The 16,260-nt window shown below is 65.8% G+C and carries 14 protein-coding genes and 1 pseudogene; 4 read left to right on the plus strand and 11 right to left on the minus strand.

Annotated elements, in window-relative coordinates:
• Positions 1–10: 10 nt before the first annotated feature.
• The 3 genes from sorA to ACVWZM_RS30040 form a co-directional block, all read right to left on the minus strand.
• On the minus strand, positions 11–1,210 hold the full coding sequence (sorA, locus tag ACVWZM_RS30030) for a SorA family sulfite dehydrogenase catalytic subunit (RefSeq protein WP_456855495.1): 1,200 nt from the start codon (positions 1,208–1,210) through the stop codon (positions 11–13).
• 208 nt (positions 1,211–1,418) lie between these two features.
• Positions 1,419–1,646 carry a hypothetical protein gene (locus ACVWZM_RS30035; protein WP_028342505.1) on the minus strand — a complete coding sequence of 76 codons (228 nt, stop codon included), beginning with the start codon at positions 1,644–1,646 and terminating at the stop codon, positions 1,419–1,421.
• A gap of 162 nt (positions 1,647–1,808) precedes the next feature.
• A complete protein-coding gene (locus tag ACVWZM_RS30040) occupies positions 1,809–3,554 on the minus strand; it encodes an adenylate/guanylate cyclase domain-containing protein (protein ID WP_410469703.1) in 1,746 nt (581 codons plus the stop codon).
• A gap of 220 nt (positions 3,555–3,774) precedes the next feature.
• Between ACVWZM_RS30040 and ACVWZM_RS30045 the strand changes: the two genes are divergently transcribed.
• On the plus strand, positions 3,775–5,316 hold the full coding sequence (locus ACVWZM_RS30045; RefSeq protein ID WP_456856794.1) for a glycosyltransferase family 39 protein: 1,542 nt from the start codon (positions 3,775–3,777) through the stop codon (positions 5,314–5,316).
• A 115-nt stretch (positions 5,317–5,431) separates the two neighbouring features.
• Here the strand turns inward: ACVWZM_RS30045 and ACVWZM_RS30050 are convergent, their stop codons facing one another.
• A complete protein-coding gene (locus tag ACVWZM_RS30050) occupies positions 5,432–6,463 on the minus strand; it encodes a YcjF family protein (protein ID WP_316395305.1) in 1,032 nt (343 codons plus the stop codon).
• Complete coding sequence (locus tag ACVWZM_RS30055) at positions 6,460–7,923, minus strand: YcjX family protein (RefSeq protein WP_456855496.1); 1,464 nt, start codon at positions 7,921–7,923, stop codon at positions 6,460–6,462. Before ACVWZM_RS30055 ends, ACVWZM_RS30050 begins: the two co-directional genes overlap by 4 nt.
• 194 nt (positions 7,924–8,117) lie before the next feature.
• Between ACVWZM_RS30055 and trhA the strand changes: the two genes are divergently transcribed.
• Together trhA and ACVWZM_RS30065 are read left to right on the plus strand one after the other, a co-directional pair.
• On the plus strand, positions 8,118–8,813 hold the full coding sequence (trhA, locus tag ACVWZM_RS30060; RefSeq protein ID WP_057019273.1) for a PAQR family membrane homeostasis protein TrhA: 696 nt from the start codon (positions 8,118–8,120) through the stop codon (positions 8,811–8,813).
• A 148-nt stretch (positions 8,814–8,961) separates the two neighbouring features.
• Positions 8,962–9,756: an SDR family oxidoreductase gene (locus tag ACVWZM_RS30065; protein WP_456855497.1), complete on the plus strand. Its 795-nt coding sequence runs from the start codon at positions 8,962–8,964 to the stop codon at positions 9,754–9,756.
• A gap of 113 nt (positions 9,757–9,869) precedes the next feature.
• Here the strand turns inward: ACVWZM_RS30065 and ACVWZM_RS30070 are convergent, their stop codons facing one another.
• Positions 9,870–10,484, minus strand: a complete 615-nt coding sequence (locus tag ACVWZM_RS30070; RefSeq protein WP_229190944.1) for a TetR/AcrR family transcriptional regulator — start codon at positions 10,482–10,484, stop codon at positions 9,870–9,872.
• 91 nt (positions 10,485–10,575) lie between these two features.
• Between ACVWZM_RS30070 and ACVWZM_RS30075 the strand changes: the two genes are divergently transcribed.
• Positions 10,576–12,120, plus strand: a complete 1,545-nt coding sequence (locus ACVWZM_RS30075; protein WP_057019275.1) for a 4-hydroxyphenylacetate 3-hydroxylase family protein — start codon at positions 10,576–10,578, stop codon at positions 12,118–12,120.
• Positions 12,121–12,244: 124 nt separating this feature from the next.
• On the opposite strand, the gene mdlC is transcribed toward ACVWZM_RS30075, so the two are convergent.
• From mdlC to ACVWZM_RS30100, 5 genes and pseudogenes are all read right to left on the minus strand, one after another.
• Positions 12,245–13,873 (minus strand): benzoylformate decarboxylase, encoded by a 1,629-nt coding sequence (mdlC, locus tag ACVWZM_RS30080; protein WP_076830735.1) that lies wholly within the window; start codon positions 13,871–13,873, stop codon positions 12,245–12,247.
• A gap of 264 nt (positions 13,874–14,137) precedes the next feature.
• Positions 14,138–15,025, minus strand: coding sequence for a BJP family subclass B3 metallo-beta-lactamase (blaBJP, locus tag ACVWZM_RS30085; RefSeq protein WP_076830738.1), 888 nt, complete (start codon positions 15,023–15,025; stop codon positions 14,138–14,140).
• Between the two features lie 128 nt (positions 15,026–15,153).
• Entirely contained in the window at positions 15,154–15,537 is a 384-nt protein-coding gene (locus ACVWZM_RS30090) for a tautomerase family protein (RefSeq protein ID WP_016848571.1), read from the minus strand.
• A 112-nt stretch (positions 15,538–15,649) separates the two neighbouring features.
• Positions 15,650–15,922, minus strand: coding sequence for a winged helix-turn-helix transcriptional regulator (locus tag ACVWZM_RS30095; RefSeq protein ID WP_456855498.1), 273 nt, complete (start codon positions 15,920–15,922; stop codon positions 15,650–15,652).
• Positions 15,923–15,974: 52 nt separating this feature from the next.
• Positions 15,975–16,157, minus strand: a pseudogene (locus ACVWZM_RS30100) (winged helix-turn-helix transcriptional regulator); the annotation flags it as partial.
• Positions 16,158–16,260 lie beyond the last annotated feature (103 nt).

The following is a 16,260-nucleotide window of genomic DNA, read 5'->3' on the forward strand; positions in this document are numbered from 1 at the left end:
ATGCTTCTCCTCACGCTGCGGTGACGCGCACGGTTTCGACGACGTTGCGCAGATAGCCGGCCGGATTCCACAACGGATCCATCGGCTGGGTGTCGCCGGCATTGTTGGTGGCGCGCACCTTCAGCTCTGCGGGACCGGCCGCGAGCTTCACCGGCAACTTCCATTCGCGGAAGGCGTATTTGCCGAGGTCCTTGCCGAGCTTGGCCGGCGTCCAGCTCTTGCCGCCGTCGGTCGAGATCATCACCTCCTTGATGCCTTTACCGCCGTCGAAGGCAATGCCGCGCAGCATGGTGCGGCCGGCCTTCAGCTTGGCGCCGTCGGCAACGCTGGTGATGAACGAGCGCACCGTGAAGCGATTGATCGGGATCGTCGCCTTCGGTGCGGTGCCGGGCTCGACCGCATTGTTCGGCGTATCCGGTATCCGGTAGGCGGACTTCATCCAGAAGCCCTCGAACACGTTGTCGATCACGGTGATCTCGTTGAGGTGCTTCACCCAATAGGTGCCGTAATAGCCGGGCACCACGAGGCGGAGCGGGAAGCCGTTGAGGAAGGGCAGGTCCTCGCCGTTCATGCCCCAGGCCAGCATCACCTCGCCGTCGCGTGCGTGGTCGATGTCGAGTGCCTTGACGAAATCCGGCGTCTTGTCGCTGACCGGACCATCCATGCCGTTGAAGGTGACCTGCTTGGCTCCGGCCTGCACGCCGGCCATGTCGAGCACGGTCTTCAGCGGCACGCCGTGCCAGCGCGCGCAGCCCATCGCGCCGTTGCCGAGCTGGCCGCCGGCGACGCGCGGACTGAAGAAGCCGCGGCTGTTGCCGGAGCACTGGTTGACGGCAACGATATCGGTCGCCTTCAGCTTCCTGATGTCCTTCAGCGACAGCTTCAGCGGCTTGTCGACCTTGCCCTTGACCTCCAGCGTGAACTTGTCCGGATCGAGATTGTAGGGGAGGTCTGCCAGATGATAGCGCACGAAGAACGCATTGTTCGGCGTGATCGGGCCGTCGTTGAAGACCGCAAACGGCGTTTCCAGCTGCGGCGGGCGGGCGGTCAGGCCGATCATCGGGCGCTTTTGCGGGTAGCGCACCAGCGGGCGCTCGCCATTGCCAAAGGGCAGCGTCACGGTGTCGAGGGCGAATGCACCCCTTGATCCCAGCCCCGTCACCAAAGCGGCCAATCCGGCGCGCTTCATCAAGTCTCGTCGATCGAGCATTCCGCTTCCTCCGAAGCTGTTCTGTCGTGAGCCGGTCATCACCAGGCCCAGATTGCCTTGCGCGCCTTCGCATCATGGAATGCGCGCGGTCCAAATGTCGCACCTGACAACCGCGAGTCAATTGAGCTTTCGCAGCGTTGCGTCGCAACAACGAAAAGCCCCGGTCGCGTCGGCGACCGGGGCGTTTCCATCCAAGTAGAAGGTTCGATCAGTAGCAGACGTTCACGGTGCGATAGCGATAGCCATAGGGCGTCAGCACCAGGCGGGTGGCGTAGCAGCCGGAGTCGACGAAGCCGACGGCAATGCCCGGGCCACCCCAGAAGTGATGGTGATGCGGATGCCAGAAGAACGGCTTGGCGGAAGCTGCGGTCGGCGCCAGCGCGGCGGCGCCGAGTGTTGCGGCAGTGGCGAGAGCGAGCGTGACTTTGCGAAACATGGTCTTCTCCTTCAGGTGCGCGTTGAGCTCTGTCGCGGCGCGGTTGCAGTGTTACCCATCGCCAGTCAGTCGCATCCGGCATCGGGCACGTTCGAGCATCTCTGCTGAACGCACCGTCGGATGTGCGGCAGGTCACATTGGGCTGAAGCGGAGATGAACCGGTCAGGCCGCGACGGCACGCCGGTCGTCGACCAGCGTCGACAGGAGCTGCGTCTTTTCGACCGTGCGCACGGTCATCGGCTCGTTGCGGCCGCGGATCGCGACCTCCTGCGCCGGCAGGGCATCGTCGGCCAGCCCGGCGGTGACGCGCACCTCGTCCGAGATGATCGCCTCGCAGGCCAGCGCCTTGGTCATGTCCTGCAGCCGTGCCGCGACGTTGACGGCATCGCCGAGCGCCGTGAACACCATGTGGTCGCGATAGCCGATATCGCCGACGATCACCTCGCCGCCATGGATGCCGATGCCGAAGCGGATCGGCTCGCGCAGATCGTGGCTCAGGAACTGGTTCAGCTCGTCGATATGGGTTGCGATCAGCGCCGCCGCGCGCAACGCCTGGCGGCAGGCCACCTGCCGGTCGGTGGCAAGCCCGAACAGCGCCAGCATGCCGTCGCCGATGAACTGGTTGGGCCGCCCGCCGGCTTCCAGCACCGCCTGCGACACCGCGCCGAGGAAGCGGTTGACGATGAACACGGTGTCGAACGGCAGCCGCTTCTCGGCAAGCTGCGTCGAGCCGCGCATGTCGACGAACATGCTGACCAGATAGCGCTCCTGGCCGACCCGTGCCGGATTGGCGGCGTGCGCGTTGGCCGATGTCGTGCTCGGCAGGAACAGCTGGAAGAAATTCAGGTCGGCGGTCGGCCGCAACTGGCAGGCCAGCCGGATCGACGGATCGTCATTGCCGACCCGGTGCAGCACGAAGGCTTCGCGCGGCGAGGGCTCGGGCAATCCGGCGTGGTCGCCGATGATACGGATGCGGCAGGTCGAGCAGCGTGCGCGGCCGCCGCAGACGCTCGCATGCGGCACGTTGTAGCGCAGGCTTGCTTCCAGCACGCTCAATCCCTTCGGTACCCGCAGCGTGCGGCCGTTGCCGTAGGACAGCGCGATCATGCCGCCGCGGCGCTCCAGCAGGGCCCGCGCGCCGCGCGCCAGCAGCACGAGGCCGAGCAGGCCGAGATAGCCGATGGTCAGGCCGTCGGTGATCTTCTCGAGCGTGCTCCCCTGCGCCGCCGTGCCGAGCTTCTGCACCGAGAGCTCCTCGCGCCGCCAGTCGGGATCTTGATAATCCGCGACCGTGGCGCGGCCGCCCTGGTAGACGCCGAGCATCGCCAGGGTTGGGATCAGCACGGCTCCGGCGAGCAGGAACGGCGCGGCGCGCTTGAAGAACGGACGCAGCCGCAGCCAGAAATACAGGCCGATGCAGCCATGCACCCAAGCGATCACCAGCACCGCCAGCATCTGCCACAGCCGGTTCGGCGAGGCGATGAAGAAGGTGTACAGCTCCTGGGGGTAGAGCTTCTCGTGCCCGTACAGGGTCTGGCCGAGCCGTACGCCGACGACGTGGGCGACGATCAGCATCGGGATGCTGAGGCCGAGCGTGAGTTGCAGCGGCTCGATCGCCTTCCAGTGGAACTCGCGGCGCTGATAGAGTGCCCAGATGCCGAGCCCGGTATGGACCAGGCAGGCGCTGTAGAACACGATCGCGACCGGCAGGAACTGCCAGAACTCGGTGTGGTAGTAGACCCCGATCGCCAGCGCCTGCGTCGAGATATTGCCGAGCGCGTGGTTGAGGAAATGGCTGGTCAGGTAGGCGAACATGATCGCCCCCGTGACGATGCGGACCTGCCGCAGGCCGATACCGCGGGCCATGTCCTGCAAGTGCTCGCGCGAGGGGGAGGCCATGTGATTCATGATCGGCAAGTCTAGTGGTTAATTCCCGCGCTGAACACCACCGCGGGTCCGGACCAGCCGTGAGAGCGGGCCGCGCGGCACGTTGACACTCCGTTAAGAGTCGAACAAAAAGCGCGCCGTGACGATAGCCCAAGCCGAACCTGGAGCCGATAACAACAGCGTTAAGCCGGCCCGTTCGCGCGCGCCGGACTGGCGGGGCGTCATCGCTGTGATCGTTGCCATGACCGCGATGCGGTTGGTCTACGCCCATGCGCTCGATCTGCGCACCGACGAGGCCTATTACTGGACCTGGTCGAAGGAAAACGTGCTGTCGTTCCTCGACCATCCCCCGATGGTCGCCTGGTTCATCCGCTTCGGCACCGCGATCCTCGGCGACACCAATCTCGGCGTCCGCCTCGGCGGCATCGTCGCGATGCTGGCCACCCAGCTCCTGCTCGCCGACATCGTCCGCCGCGTGACGGCCAACAACGTCCGCGCCGTGATGATGGCGCTGCTGCTGCCGGAGGCGGCGCTGTATTACGGCCTCTTGATGGCAAAGGTCGCGCCGGATACGGCGCTGATCCCGTTTTCGGTGGCGATGCTGTGGTCGCTGGTGCGGCTTGCGCAAAGCGGTGACGGGCGCTGGTGGCTCGCCGCGGGGCTGTTTGCCGGGCTGGCGCTGCTGTCGAAATTCACCGCGATCATGTTCGCGCCGGCGGTGCTCGCCTTTGCGCTGGTGCCGGATTGGCGCTGGCGCTGGCTGCGCAGCCCGTATCCGTATCTTGCCGCGCTGATCGCGATCGTTGTGTTCTCGCCGGTGCTGATCTGGAATGCCGAGCACGACTGGGCCTCGTTCCGCTTCCAGGCGGTGCGCGCCACCGCCGAGCGCGCCTTCACGCTGCGCACCGTCGGCGAATTCGTCGGCATGCAGTTCGGCCTCGTCGGCTTCGTGCTGCTGCCGGTGACGCTGTTCGGCACCGCGCTGACGGCATGGCGCGGCTATCGCAAGCGCGAGCCGGTTGCGATCCTGCTGGCGACCGCAGTCTTGGTGCCGTTCATCTACTTCCTCTGGAAGTCCTTGACGCTGCGGGTCGGCGACACCTGGCCGATGTTTTTGTGGCCAGCCGGATTTGCGGCGGTCGCGATCAACGTCACGCGGATGCCGTTCGAGGGCTGGTCGGTCGGGCTCGTCAAATCGACGGTGTATTGGGCGCGGACCGCGATCACATCAGGCATCGTGTTCGTCGTCTGCGTCTTCCTCTACTACATGTTCGCGCCGTGGAATCTGATCGGCCGCACCGATCCGATCGGCACCGAGGCGGGCTACGATGTGGTGGCTGCGCGCACGCTGGCGCAGGTTGAGGCGACCGGCGCGACCTGGGTCGCGACCACGGATTATCGCACCTATGCGATGCTGCGCTGGTTGCTGCGCGGGAAGGTGACGGTCATCGAAATCAACGAACGCGGCCGCTTCCAGGGCTTTGCCGATCCCGGCATGAGCAAGATCCGCGATCACGCCGGCATTTATGTCGGGCGCGAGCCCGAGAACAATCTGCCGCTGTGGAGCGAGACATCAGCGGTGCGCCAGCCGCTGGAGCGCGTGACGCGCAGCTGGCGCGGCATGGTGATGGACACCTATGCGCTGGAGAAGATCAGCGGCTGGACCCCCGATCTGTCGCCGCCGCCGGACACCACCTTCTTCCGCTGGCGCGTGCTGGCCTCCTCCTTCTCCCCGCTTGCGGGGACGAGACGATCAGAGCTCGCTCTGCGAAGGTCGGGATGAGGGGGAGTCTCCACGGGGACGGCGAGAGTTGGTCTCGCGGAGACTCCCCCTCACCCGAAATTTGCGCTTCGCGAAAATTCCGGCCTCTCCCCGCAAGCGGGGCGAGGCAAGCACCTCATTCCTCTTCCTCGCGCTTGCGGATCAGGTCTTTCGCGAGATCCGTCAGCGCCGGGCGCGGCAGGGCGTTGAAGGGAAGCGGGCGGGTGACGTCGATCGCGGCGAGGCCGAGCCGGGCGGTCAACAGGCCGTTGAGCATGCCTTCGCCGAGGCGTTGTGACAGTTTTGCCGCGATGCCGTGACCGAGCATCTGCTGGATCAGGCTGTCGCTGGCCGCCATGCCGCCGGTGATCGCGAGATGCGCGATGACGTGGCGCAGCAGTCGGATCATGCCGAGCGCGCCGGGCCGGCCGCCATAGAGCCGCGCCAGTTGGCGGATCATCCGCAAGCTCGCCACGAACACGAACAGCACGTCGAACAGCGCGCGCGGGCTGACCGCGGTGACGACCGAGACGCGCTGCGCGGCCGTCGACACCAGCCGTCGCGCTTCCTCGTCGAGCGGTGTCATCAGCTCGCGCTCGGCGAGGCGGATCATGTCGGCGCCGTCGATGATGTCGTCGGTGTGGCTCTGCAGCTCGCTGCGGGCGCGAGCGAGCTGCGGGGTCTGGTGCGCGAGCTTGAGCAAATCGGCAACGATCGCGCGGCTCGCGGCCCGGTCGTCGCTGATCAGCACCTCGGCGGCGCGCAGATGCAGCTTCTCGATCGTCGCAAGCCTTGCCAGGCCGACGAGCTCGCGCGTGGTCACGACGGCGAGCGCAACCGCGGCGATGACGGCGAGTCCCAGCCCGAGGACGCCGAGGCCTTCATTGCGTGCGAACAGGTCCTCGACCAGGTTGAGGACGCCAAGCCCGGTGCCGAGCACCACGAGGCCCGCGACCGCGCTCCAGAACAGTGTGCCCCAGCGGAAGCCGCGGCGCGCCGGCACCAGCGGCGTATCGACCGGGACCGGGAGCTGCGCGGGCTCGGCCTCGGGCACGATCTGGATCGTGCCGCGGGTGAGGCGGCTGCCGTCGTCCGGATCCATCACGACCACGCCGGGATCGTCGAGCTTGAACGTCGCCGGCCGCCGCGGGGGCGTCTTCTCGTTCATTGCAGTTTGTCTCCGATCAGGAACTGAAGGGCGCGGTCAAGGCGGATGTGAGGCAGCACCGGCTCTGCATCGCCGTTTCGTTCCAGCTTTGGCGGACGGAAGCGCAGGAAGCGGTAGTCTACGGCCTCGGTGTCCGAGCTTGAGAGGCCGCGGAAACCGCCGTTGAACAGCTCCTCCGGATTATCGGGCAGGTCGCCCGGAAAGGTCGCAACTTCCGTCTCGCCGTCGAGCCGCTCGCCATTGGCGACCTCGCCCGGCGCCGGCGTGCCGAGGATCGACGGCAGCCGGTCGCGCCCGCGCTGGACCTGCGCCTCGCGCGTGGCGCGCACCGCGGCGAGCGCGACGACGTCGATATCGGCGCCGGCATATTCGGCGCGCTCGGCGGCCTTGGCCACGATCCGCCGCAGCACGGCCTCCAGCCGGTCGTGGCTCTGGTGGTGCAGATGGTCGGCCTTGGTGGCCGCGAACAGGATGCGGTCGATGCGCGGCCGGAACAGCGCGCTCAGGATCGTGCTGCGGCCGATCCGGAAGCAGTCGAGAATGCCGGCGAGTGCGGCCTCGAGATCGTGCAGCGCCTCGGGGCCGGCATTGAATGCGGCGAGCGCATCGGCCAGCACGATCTGGCGGTCGAGCCGCGCGAAATGGTCGCGGAAGAACGGCCGCACCACGACGTCCTTGTAGGCTTCAAAGCGCCGCCGCATCATCGACCATAGCGAGCCGTCACCCGCGCTGCCGCCTGCGGGCACGTCGAGCGGCGCAAAGGTGAGTGCCGGCGTGTCGGCGAGATTGCCGGGCATCAGGAAGCGGCCGGGCGGCAACAGGCTCATCGCGAAGCGCTCGTCGCGGCAGGCGCGCAGATAGTCGGTGAACAGGCGTGCTTCGGTGAGCGCGGCCTGCTCGTCCTCTTTGGCTTCGGGCTTCAGCGTCGCGAGATGGGCGTGCCAGGACGCCGCGAGTTTTGCGCGCAGCGGCTCGCGCGACAGCGCAAGGCTCTCCGCCGACCATTGCTCGTAGCTCTTGTTGAGCAGCGGCAGGTCGAGCAGCCACTCGCCGGGATAGTCGACGATATCGAGGGTCAGCGTGCGGTCCGCGCCATTTTGCCGCTGATACTCGATCACGAGACGGAGCTCGGAGATGTCGGTGGTCGAGCTCGGCCAGCGTCGCTCCTCGACCAATGTCCGGACATGGTTCTCATAGGCGAAGCGCGGCACCGCATCGTCGGGCTGCGGGGCGAGATAGGCGCGCGCGATCCGCCCCGAGGCATAGGCCTCGAACACCGGGAAGCGGCCGCCGCGGGTCAGGCCGTGCACCAGCGCGGTGATGAACACGGTCTTGCCGGCGCGCGACAGGCCGGTGACGCCGAGCCGCACCGTCGGGTTGAAGAAGCCCTCGCCATAGTCGAGCAGCGCCCGCGCCGAGAGACGGGCTTCCTCGACGATATCAGTGAAGCTGGGGGCCATGGAGGGTTAACGAAAACCCGGCAGGAGGGACCAAAAGGGGCGGGCGATCACCCGCAAGGTGGCGATTATCGGGCCAAAATCAAGCTTCACATTTCCGGCGCCTTTGCAGGCGAGGGGTTGTCGGGGGGCAGGGGAATTGAACGCGTCAGACCACCCGCGCTACCCATCGTCCATCGGCCCACGGGAAAGCCTGCATGACGGTCTTCCGCCTGAAGCAACTTGCCTCGACCTCGATCCACGCGGCCGGCGCCGCGCTGTGGAACTACGACCGTGCCGAGCTGATCGCCGACGGCGTCGTCCATCTCGTCGGCGTCGCTTTCGGGCTGGTCGCCGCCACCGCGCTGATCGTGCTGACCGCGGTCTATGCCGGCCCGTTCGACATCGCCGTGGTGTCGGTCTATGTCGCCGGCCTGCTCGCGATGCTGGTGTTGTCGGCGACCTATAATCTGTGGCCGGTGTCGCGCGCCAAATGGGTGCTGCGGCGCTTCGATCATTCCGCGATCTATCTGCTGATCGCCGCGACTTACACGCCGTTCATCGTGGAACTGAAGGACAGCACCTTCGCGATCGCGCTGCTGGTCGGGGTGTGGTGCGTGGCGATCGTCGGGATCTGGCTCAAGCTGCGCTATCCCGGCCGCTTCGACCGACTCTCGATCGGGCTTTATCTCGCGATGGGCTGGAGCGGCATCATGCTCTACGACCGCGTCGTGAAGGCACTGCCGGCGATGGCGCTCGGCTTCGTGCTGGCCGGCGGCATCCTCTACAGCCTGGGCGTGATCTTCCACTCCTGGCGGCGGCTGCGCTTCCAGAACGCGATCTGGCACTGCTTCGTGCTGCTCGGGGCCGCCTGCCACTACACGGCCGTGTTCGACGTCGTGTTGGCGAGCTGAGCGGTCCGCCAGCGTTACGCACAGGGCCGGGCCGGCCTCGCGAAAAGATCATGCATCGGCAAAAGATGGGATATCATGATCCCTCTGTTTGAACATGAGACCGGCTCTCCGGATCATGCGCTGAAATCAAGATATCGGGAGGATGGCCATGCAGGTGGCAGGTAAGGTTGTGGTGGTCACCGGCGGTGGCAATGGCATCGGCAAGGCGCTGTGCGAGGCGTTCCATGCCGCGGGCGCATCGAAGGTCGTGGTCGTCGACCTCGATCATGGCGCGGCCGAGAAGGTCGCGGCCACGGTCGGTGGTGCCGCCTTCAAATGCGACGTCGGGCAGGAGAAGAACATCCTGCATGTGATCGACGAGACCGAGCGCATGTTCGGCCCGATCGCGCTGTTCTGCTCCAATGCCGGCATCGGCGGCGGCTTCGATCCGCTGTCGGTGAACGCCGGCGGCACCTCGGACGAGCCGTGGTCGCGGAGCTGGGCGATCCATGTGATGGCGCATGTCTATGCCGCGCGGCATCTGGTGCCGCGCATGAAGACGCGCGGCGGCGGCTATTTCCTCAACACGATCTCGGCCGCGGGCCTCTTGTCGCAGGTCGGCAGCCCGGCCTATTCGACCACCAAGCACGCCGCGGTCGGCTTTGCGGAAAACCTCGCGATCTCGCACCGCGCCGACAACATCAAGGTCTCGATCCTCTGCCCGCAGGGCGTCGACACCAACATGCTGCGCTCGATCCCGAAGGGCCCGCAATCCGGCGACGGCGATCTTTCCGCCGAGCAGGTGGCGCAGGATGCACTCAAGGGCATCGAGCAGGAGACCTTCCTGATCCTGCCGCATCCGCAGGTGCTCGGCTACATGCGCAAGAAGACCGAGAATTACGACCGCTGGATCGGCGGCATGGCCAAGATCCAGGCCAAGGTGCGGGAAGCGCACGGGAAGTGAGACCTGTAGCCCGGATGGTGCGAAACGTAATCCGGGTCGAACGTGCGCGCGTGAATCCCGGATTTCGCTGCGCTTCATCCGAGCTACGATATCGGCCGCGCAACTGAGGCGCCTCACTCCTTTGCGATCTGTGCGATCCTGTCGCGCAGATAGGCATCCATCAAATCGGGTGCCGAGGCGCCGAACATCCTGATGCGGCCGGTGTGCAATAGCAGCAGGAGGCCGGTCGCATGCGCGAAGCAGTCCACCATCACCGTGTTCGCCTTCGACCTGGAGGCGCCGAGCGCCTCTGCGGCTTCGGCGATCGGATGCAGCGCCGCCTCCAGCGCGGCGTTCAGCGCGTGATCGCGGTCATGGCCGAGCCCGGCCGGCTTCATGCCGCCGCGGAACAAGTAGAAGCCGAGATCGAGGTCGCGCGGGTTCTCCGCGTAATAGCGGAAGAAGCCCATGCCTGCTGCGTGCAGCTTCTGCTTGGCGCCGCGCGTCGTCGCGACCGCCGCACTGACGGCTTCGCCGAGCGAGGCCAGCGATTGCCGCAGCACCTCGGCGTAGATCGCCTCCTTGGAATCGAAATGGAAATACAGCGCCGCCGGCGTGTAGCCGGCCCGCGTCGCGATCGCACGCAGGCTCGCGCCCTCGAGGCCTTCCTCCGCGAACACGCTGCGCGCCGCGTCGAGGATCAGCTCCCGCTTGTGGCGGCTGACCGCTTCCTTCCTGCTCTCGCGCATCTGCATGGCCCGGCAAATCCGTTCTTGACTCAATTCTAACAGCGTTAGATAATTTAACAGTGTTAGAATAAATGAGCAAGGGAGAAGCGCCATGCTGATGACGGCTGCGGACTACCGGGAATCCCTGCGCCGCTACAAACCGCGTGTGTTCATCAACGGCGCGGCCGTTGCGAGCGTCGCGGACGAGCCGTTGCTGGCGCCCGGCGTGGCAGGCGTCGGCGTGACCTATGATTTCGCGCTACAGCCCGAGCATGTGCCGATCATGACGGCGCGGCAGGGTACCTCGGGCAAGACCGTCAACCGCATGCTCCACATCGATCGGAGCTCGCAGGACCTGCTCGACAAGCTCGAGGCGGTGCGGCTGGTGTGCAGGACGTCGGGCTGCGCGCAGCGCTACCTGACCCATGATGCGCTGAACGGTCTCTTTCAGGCGACCAGGCTGACCGACGATCGCCACGGCACCGATTACAGCCAGCGCTTCCTCAACTATCTGCACGAGGTTCAGGACCAGGATCTGACGCTCGGCATCGCCATGACCGATGCGAAGGGCGACCGCTCCAAGCGTCCCGGCCTGCAGGCCAATGCGGACGTCTACGTCCATATCAAGGAGCGCCGGCCCGACGGCATCGTGATCCGCGGCACCAAGGCGATCGTGACCGGCGCGCCTTACATGCACGAATTCCTTGTCATGCCGTGCCGCACCCATGTGCCTGTCGACAAGGATTTTGCCGTCTGTTGCGCCGTGCCGGTCGATGCGCCCGGCGTCACCATCGTCGCGCGTCCGGCCGGCCGGCCCGGCGATGCCGCGGCGAAATTCTCGGCGAAGTACGGTCAGTCGGTCGGCGTCGTGATGTTCGACGACGTGTTCGTGCCGCATGACCGCGTGTTCCTCGCCGGCGAGACCGAGGAGGGCGGCTTCCTCACCACCTCCTACGCGACGCATCACCGGCATTCCTGCATCGGCGCCCGCGCCGGCTTCGGCGATCTCCTTATCGGCGCCGGCGCGCTGATGATCGAGGCCAACGGGCTCGATGCCGAGAAGCATGCGCATATCCGCGAGGCGATGGTCGAGCTGATCACCATCACCGAGAGTTTCTATGCCTGCGGCGTTGCCTCCTCGGTCTACTGCACGAAGGATCCGGCGGGCTCGGTGATGCCGGATGCGGTGTTCTCCAACATCGGCAAGCTGCTGCTGGCGACCAAGATCTACGACATGCACCGCGTCGCGCATTACGTCTCCGGCGGGCTGATCGTCGCGCTGCCGGGTCCCGACGAGGATCACAATCCGGAAACGCGCGCCTCGCTTGCCGCTGTCATGGGCGGACGTCCCGATATCCCGGCCGAGCAGCGCGCCGAGGTGGCGCGGCTGATCGAGGACCTCACCGTCTCGCACGAAGCCGGCTGGTATTCAGTGATCTCGTTGCACGGCGGCGGCTCGCCGGAGGCGATGAAGCGCGAGATCTGGCGCAACTATCCGGTGATGGAGAAGGCCGAGCTGGTCGAGAATTTGCTCGGCCGCGACCTCGTCGACCAGGGACAACGGGTGTCGAAGCAGCCCGGACGCTGCTGCGCCTCCGGCTGCGAGGTGCCGACGCCGTCAGCGGCGCCCATGCTCGGCGATCCAATGCCCTCGTAATAAGGTTGCGAATATATGTCCAGTCGTCATTGCGAGGAGCGGCAGCGACGAAGCAATCCATATCTCCACTTGCCGAAAGATGGATTGCTTCGCTTCGCTCGCAATGACGTGGCGAGATTGCCGCTCAGCTCTTCTGCGTGTAGAGCAGCGGCACCGCGGAATCGACCATCACCTCGATCAGGCTGGTGCCTTGATGCGACAGCGCGCGCTGGTAGGCGCCGGCGAGCTCGGCTGATTTCGTCACCCGCACGGCGTCGCAGCCCAGGCCTTCGGCGAGCTTGACGAAATCGATGCCGGGCAGATCGAGGCCCGGCACGTTGCGCACCTGCATCACCTGGCTGAACGAGCGCATCGCGCCGTAGCCGGAATTGTTCAGCACGACGACCGTCAGCGGCAGCTTGCGCTGCGCCGATGTCCACAGCGCCTGGATCGAATACATCGCCGAGCCGTCGCCGATCAGGCAAACCGTGCGTCCCTGACGTCGACCGAGCGCCATGCCGACCGCTGCCGGCAGGCTGTAGCCGAGGCCGCCGCTCGCCATGGTGTAGAAGCTGTCCTGGCCGTGCATCGGCATCGCCTTCTGCATCAGCGGGCGATGCGACGGTATTTCCTCGACCAGCGCATCATACGGCCCCATCGCGGCCGAGAGCGCATGCAGCGCGTATTCGGCAGGGATCGGGTCGCCGGCGGCCGGAGCCGGCGGCAGGACACGGCCAGTCGGCGCGGTGCGTTTCGTCTCAAGCAGCATCTCGAGCAGCGCTGTCAGCGCGGGCTTCATGGTCGCGACGATGCTGTGGCCGGTCGGCGTCATCGCGGCGGCGTCCGGATCGTCGGTGATCTGGAAGATCGTGGTCGAACCGTCGAAGATCGCGGCATGGCCCTCGACATGGAAGGTGAAGACCGGCGCGCCGACCACGACGACGAGATCGTGATCGCGCAGCGCATCGGAGAGCTGGCCCGGCGCGGCATGCAGGAAGCCGGCAAACTGCGGATGCCGTTCGGGGAACGAGCAGCGCGCCGAGAACGGGCTGGCCCAGACCGAGGCTTTTGATTTCTCGGCGACCTTCACCATGAGATCGACTGCCTCGGCCCGATCGACGGCCGGGCCGACGACGAGGGCAGGGCGCTTGGCCTCGCCGAGCGCGGCCCCCAATGCCTGCATCGCCGACAGGTCGGGGCCGATCTCGCGGCTGACTTGGCGCGCGTCGAGCGGCTGCGTCGCATGCGCCCAGTCGTCGATCGGCACCGAGACGAAGGTCGGCCCGCAGGGCGGCTGCATCGCGACATAATAGGCGCGCGCGATCGCGGCAGGCACGTCCTCGGCGCGCGCCGGCTCGACCGCGAATTTCACGTAAGGCCGCGGGAATTCCGAGGCCCGCTCGGCATAGAGGAAGGCCTGCAGCGGCATGATCGAGCGCGCCTGCTGGCCCGCGGTGATCACCAGCGGGGTCTGGTTGCGATAGGCGTTGTAGATGTTGCCGAGCGCGTTGCCGACGCCGGCCGCCGAATGCAGATTGACGAAACCGGCATTGCGCGTCGCCAGCGCGTAGCCGTCGGCCATGCCGACGACGGATGCCTCCTGCAGGCCGAGCACGTAGTCGATGTCGTCGGGCCAGTCGCTCAGGAACGGCAGCTCGGTCGAGCCGGGATTGCCGAACACCTTCTTGATGCCCCATGCGCGAAGCAGGCCGAAGGTGGCATCCTTGACGGTGACAGTCTTGCCTTTGCTGGCGGCGGGTTTGCGCGAGGACATCGGGCGGCTCCCATTTCTGTCTTGTTACGTTCCGTCATTGCGGGCGGCAAAAGCGGAAAGGCAATCCACCTGTCGATGGATTGCCTGACGATGTCAAGCCGCTGCGCGCATAGTTGCCGCGGCAACGGCTGCAAATTTGCGTAGGCGGCTATCCCGTCATCCTGAGGAGCGCGCTTGCGCGCGTCTCGAAGGATCGACGGCCACGGCGGGGCCGTTCATCCTTCGAGACGCGCTACGCGCTCCTCAGGATGACCGGGTGACTACCTAATTGGCCTTCTGCAGCGCAGCGGTCTGCTTGGCGAGCTGCTTGTCGAAATCCTGCTCCAGCCCGGCCACGTAGGTGGCATTTTCGCCCGGCTTGACGAACGGGTTCGGCGCGCCGTCCTTCATCTGCGCCCGCTTGGCCTGCATGGCGTAGACCTCCGGATGCGGCCCGAGCAGCACGTCGACCTTCATCGCCTTGACCTTGGTGAAGGTCGAGCGGTAGTCGTCGACGATGCCGGGATAGGTCGGACGGCCGACCAGCCGGTTCAGCGCCACCGTTCCGCTGCAGAAGAACAGCACGTTGCGCGCCTGGCTGCCATCCTTGACCGTGATCTCCCAGCTGGTGCAGCCGGGCGAATGGCCGGGGGTGGTGTGCGCGGTCAGCGTGACATCGCCGAGCGTCACCTTGTCGCCTTCCTTGACGGTGCGGTCGACCTTCACCGGCGTAAAGGCGAGATCGGCGTTGTTCTCGTCGCCCGGATAATAGCCGCCCTCGAGCAGGGGCTTGTCGCGCTCGCCGGCGATCAGTTGCGCGCCGGTCTCCTTCTTGATCTCGGCAAAGCCGCCGGTGTGGTCGAGATGGGCGTGGGTGTTGAGGATGATCTTGATGTCGCCCTCCTTGAAGCCGAGCTTGGCGATGTTGTCCTTGATCATGCCGGTCGACTGCTGCATCGCCGTGTCCATCAGGATCAGCCCTTGCGACGTCTTGATGATGTAGACCGCGATCCCGTCAGTGCCCACGTAGTAGATATTGTCGATGAGCTGGAACGGCTCGAACGGCGCGGTCCATTTCTTCATGACAACAGCCACGAAGTCCTTGAGCGTCTGTGCCTGCGCACCGGTTGCGATCAGCGTGAGCGCGCACAGCGCGGCTGCGATCGTCCTCATGGTTGCCTCCCTGTTTGTTGTTGTTCGTGCACGGGCGGCACTATGCGTGCTGGCGACGCCGGCCGCAAGCTGCGGACGGCAAGCCGCAGGGCTGACGGCCGTCCGTCCGGCGCATTCCTGTTCTGCGTTCAGCTCGCGTATTGCGCGATGCCGTGACCGAACGACCAGTTCTCCTTGGCGACCTCGACGAGGTTGATGACAACATCGTCCGGCCGTCCCTGCAGCTGGCTCTGATAGTCGTCCACGATCCGCTTGTAGAACGCCTTCTTCATCTCGACGGTACGCCCGGCATTCATGGTGATCTGGATGAAGATGAGATCGTCGCTGTAGGTATTGCCGAGATAGTTGTCGGCGTAGTTCAGGTCGCCACGGTCGTGCTCGGTGATGACCTGAAACTTGTCATTCTCGGGCACGTTGATCACCTCGCGCATCGCCTTGTAGACGATCTCGCCCAGCGTCTTGCGATATTCGGCGGACTTGCCGCGCTTCAGGTCGATGCGAACGAATGGCATGGTGGTCTCCTGTGTTGTGCGAGGCTCGGCCGGATCGGCCCCGTGTGATCGAGACGCTGCGGCGGTGCGAAGGCTCTCGCGTCGTCCGCTTGCGCCGGCGGCGTCGGGGAATTCAGCGGGTCGCCTTGAAGGCCTCCCAGCGCGCATCTCGCTCTTTTTGGTATTTGGGAGTTCGCTCGCCCACCATGTCGGCGCGATGAACCGGCTCGCCGCAGGACTCGCAGACCGGACCGAGCCCGGCCGGCTTGCCGCAGACGCGATGGGTGTAGTTCATTGCGCGGCCTTCCCGCGGTGACTTGCACCAGGTCTCGCCCCAGGCGCGCAGCGCCATCAGCACCGGAAAGAACGCGTCGCCCTTCTCGGTGAGGTGATATTCGTGGCGCAACGGGCGGTTTGTTGTAGACGCGCCGCGTCAGCAGGCCGTCCGCTTCCAGCTTTTTCAGCCGTGCCGTGATCATCTGCGGCGTGCCGCCGGACTGCGCCTGAATCTCCTCGAAGCGATGATTGCGCGCGAACAGTTCGCGCAGAACCAATACTGTCCAGCGGTCGCCCACGACGGTTTCGGCGCGAGCGACAGGACAGAGCGTTTGGTCAGCCGTGTTGTCCTTCATTTTCGTCATCACGTTTTCTTCATCAGGCTTGAGACTATGATTTTCATAGTAATATGACCCGACATCATCGCAAATGCAATGGGCCGTCGATGGCCCGATCTGTCATCGCCAA

It is taken from the genome of Bradyrhizobium sp. USDA 4501, from assembly GCF_054062115.1.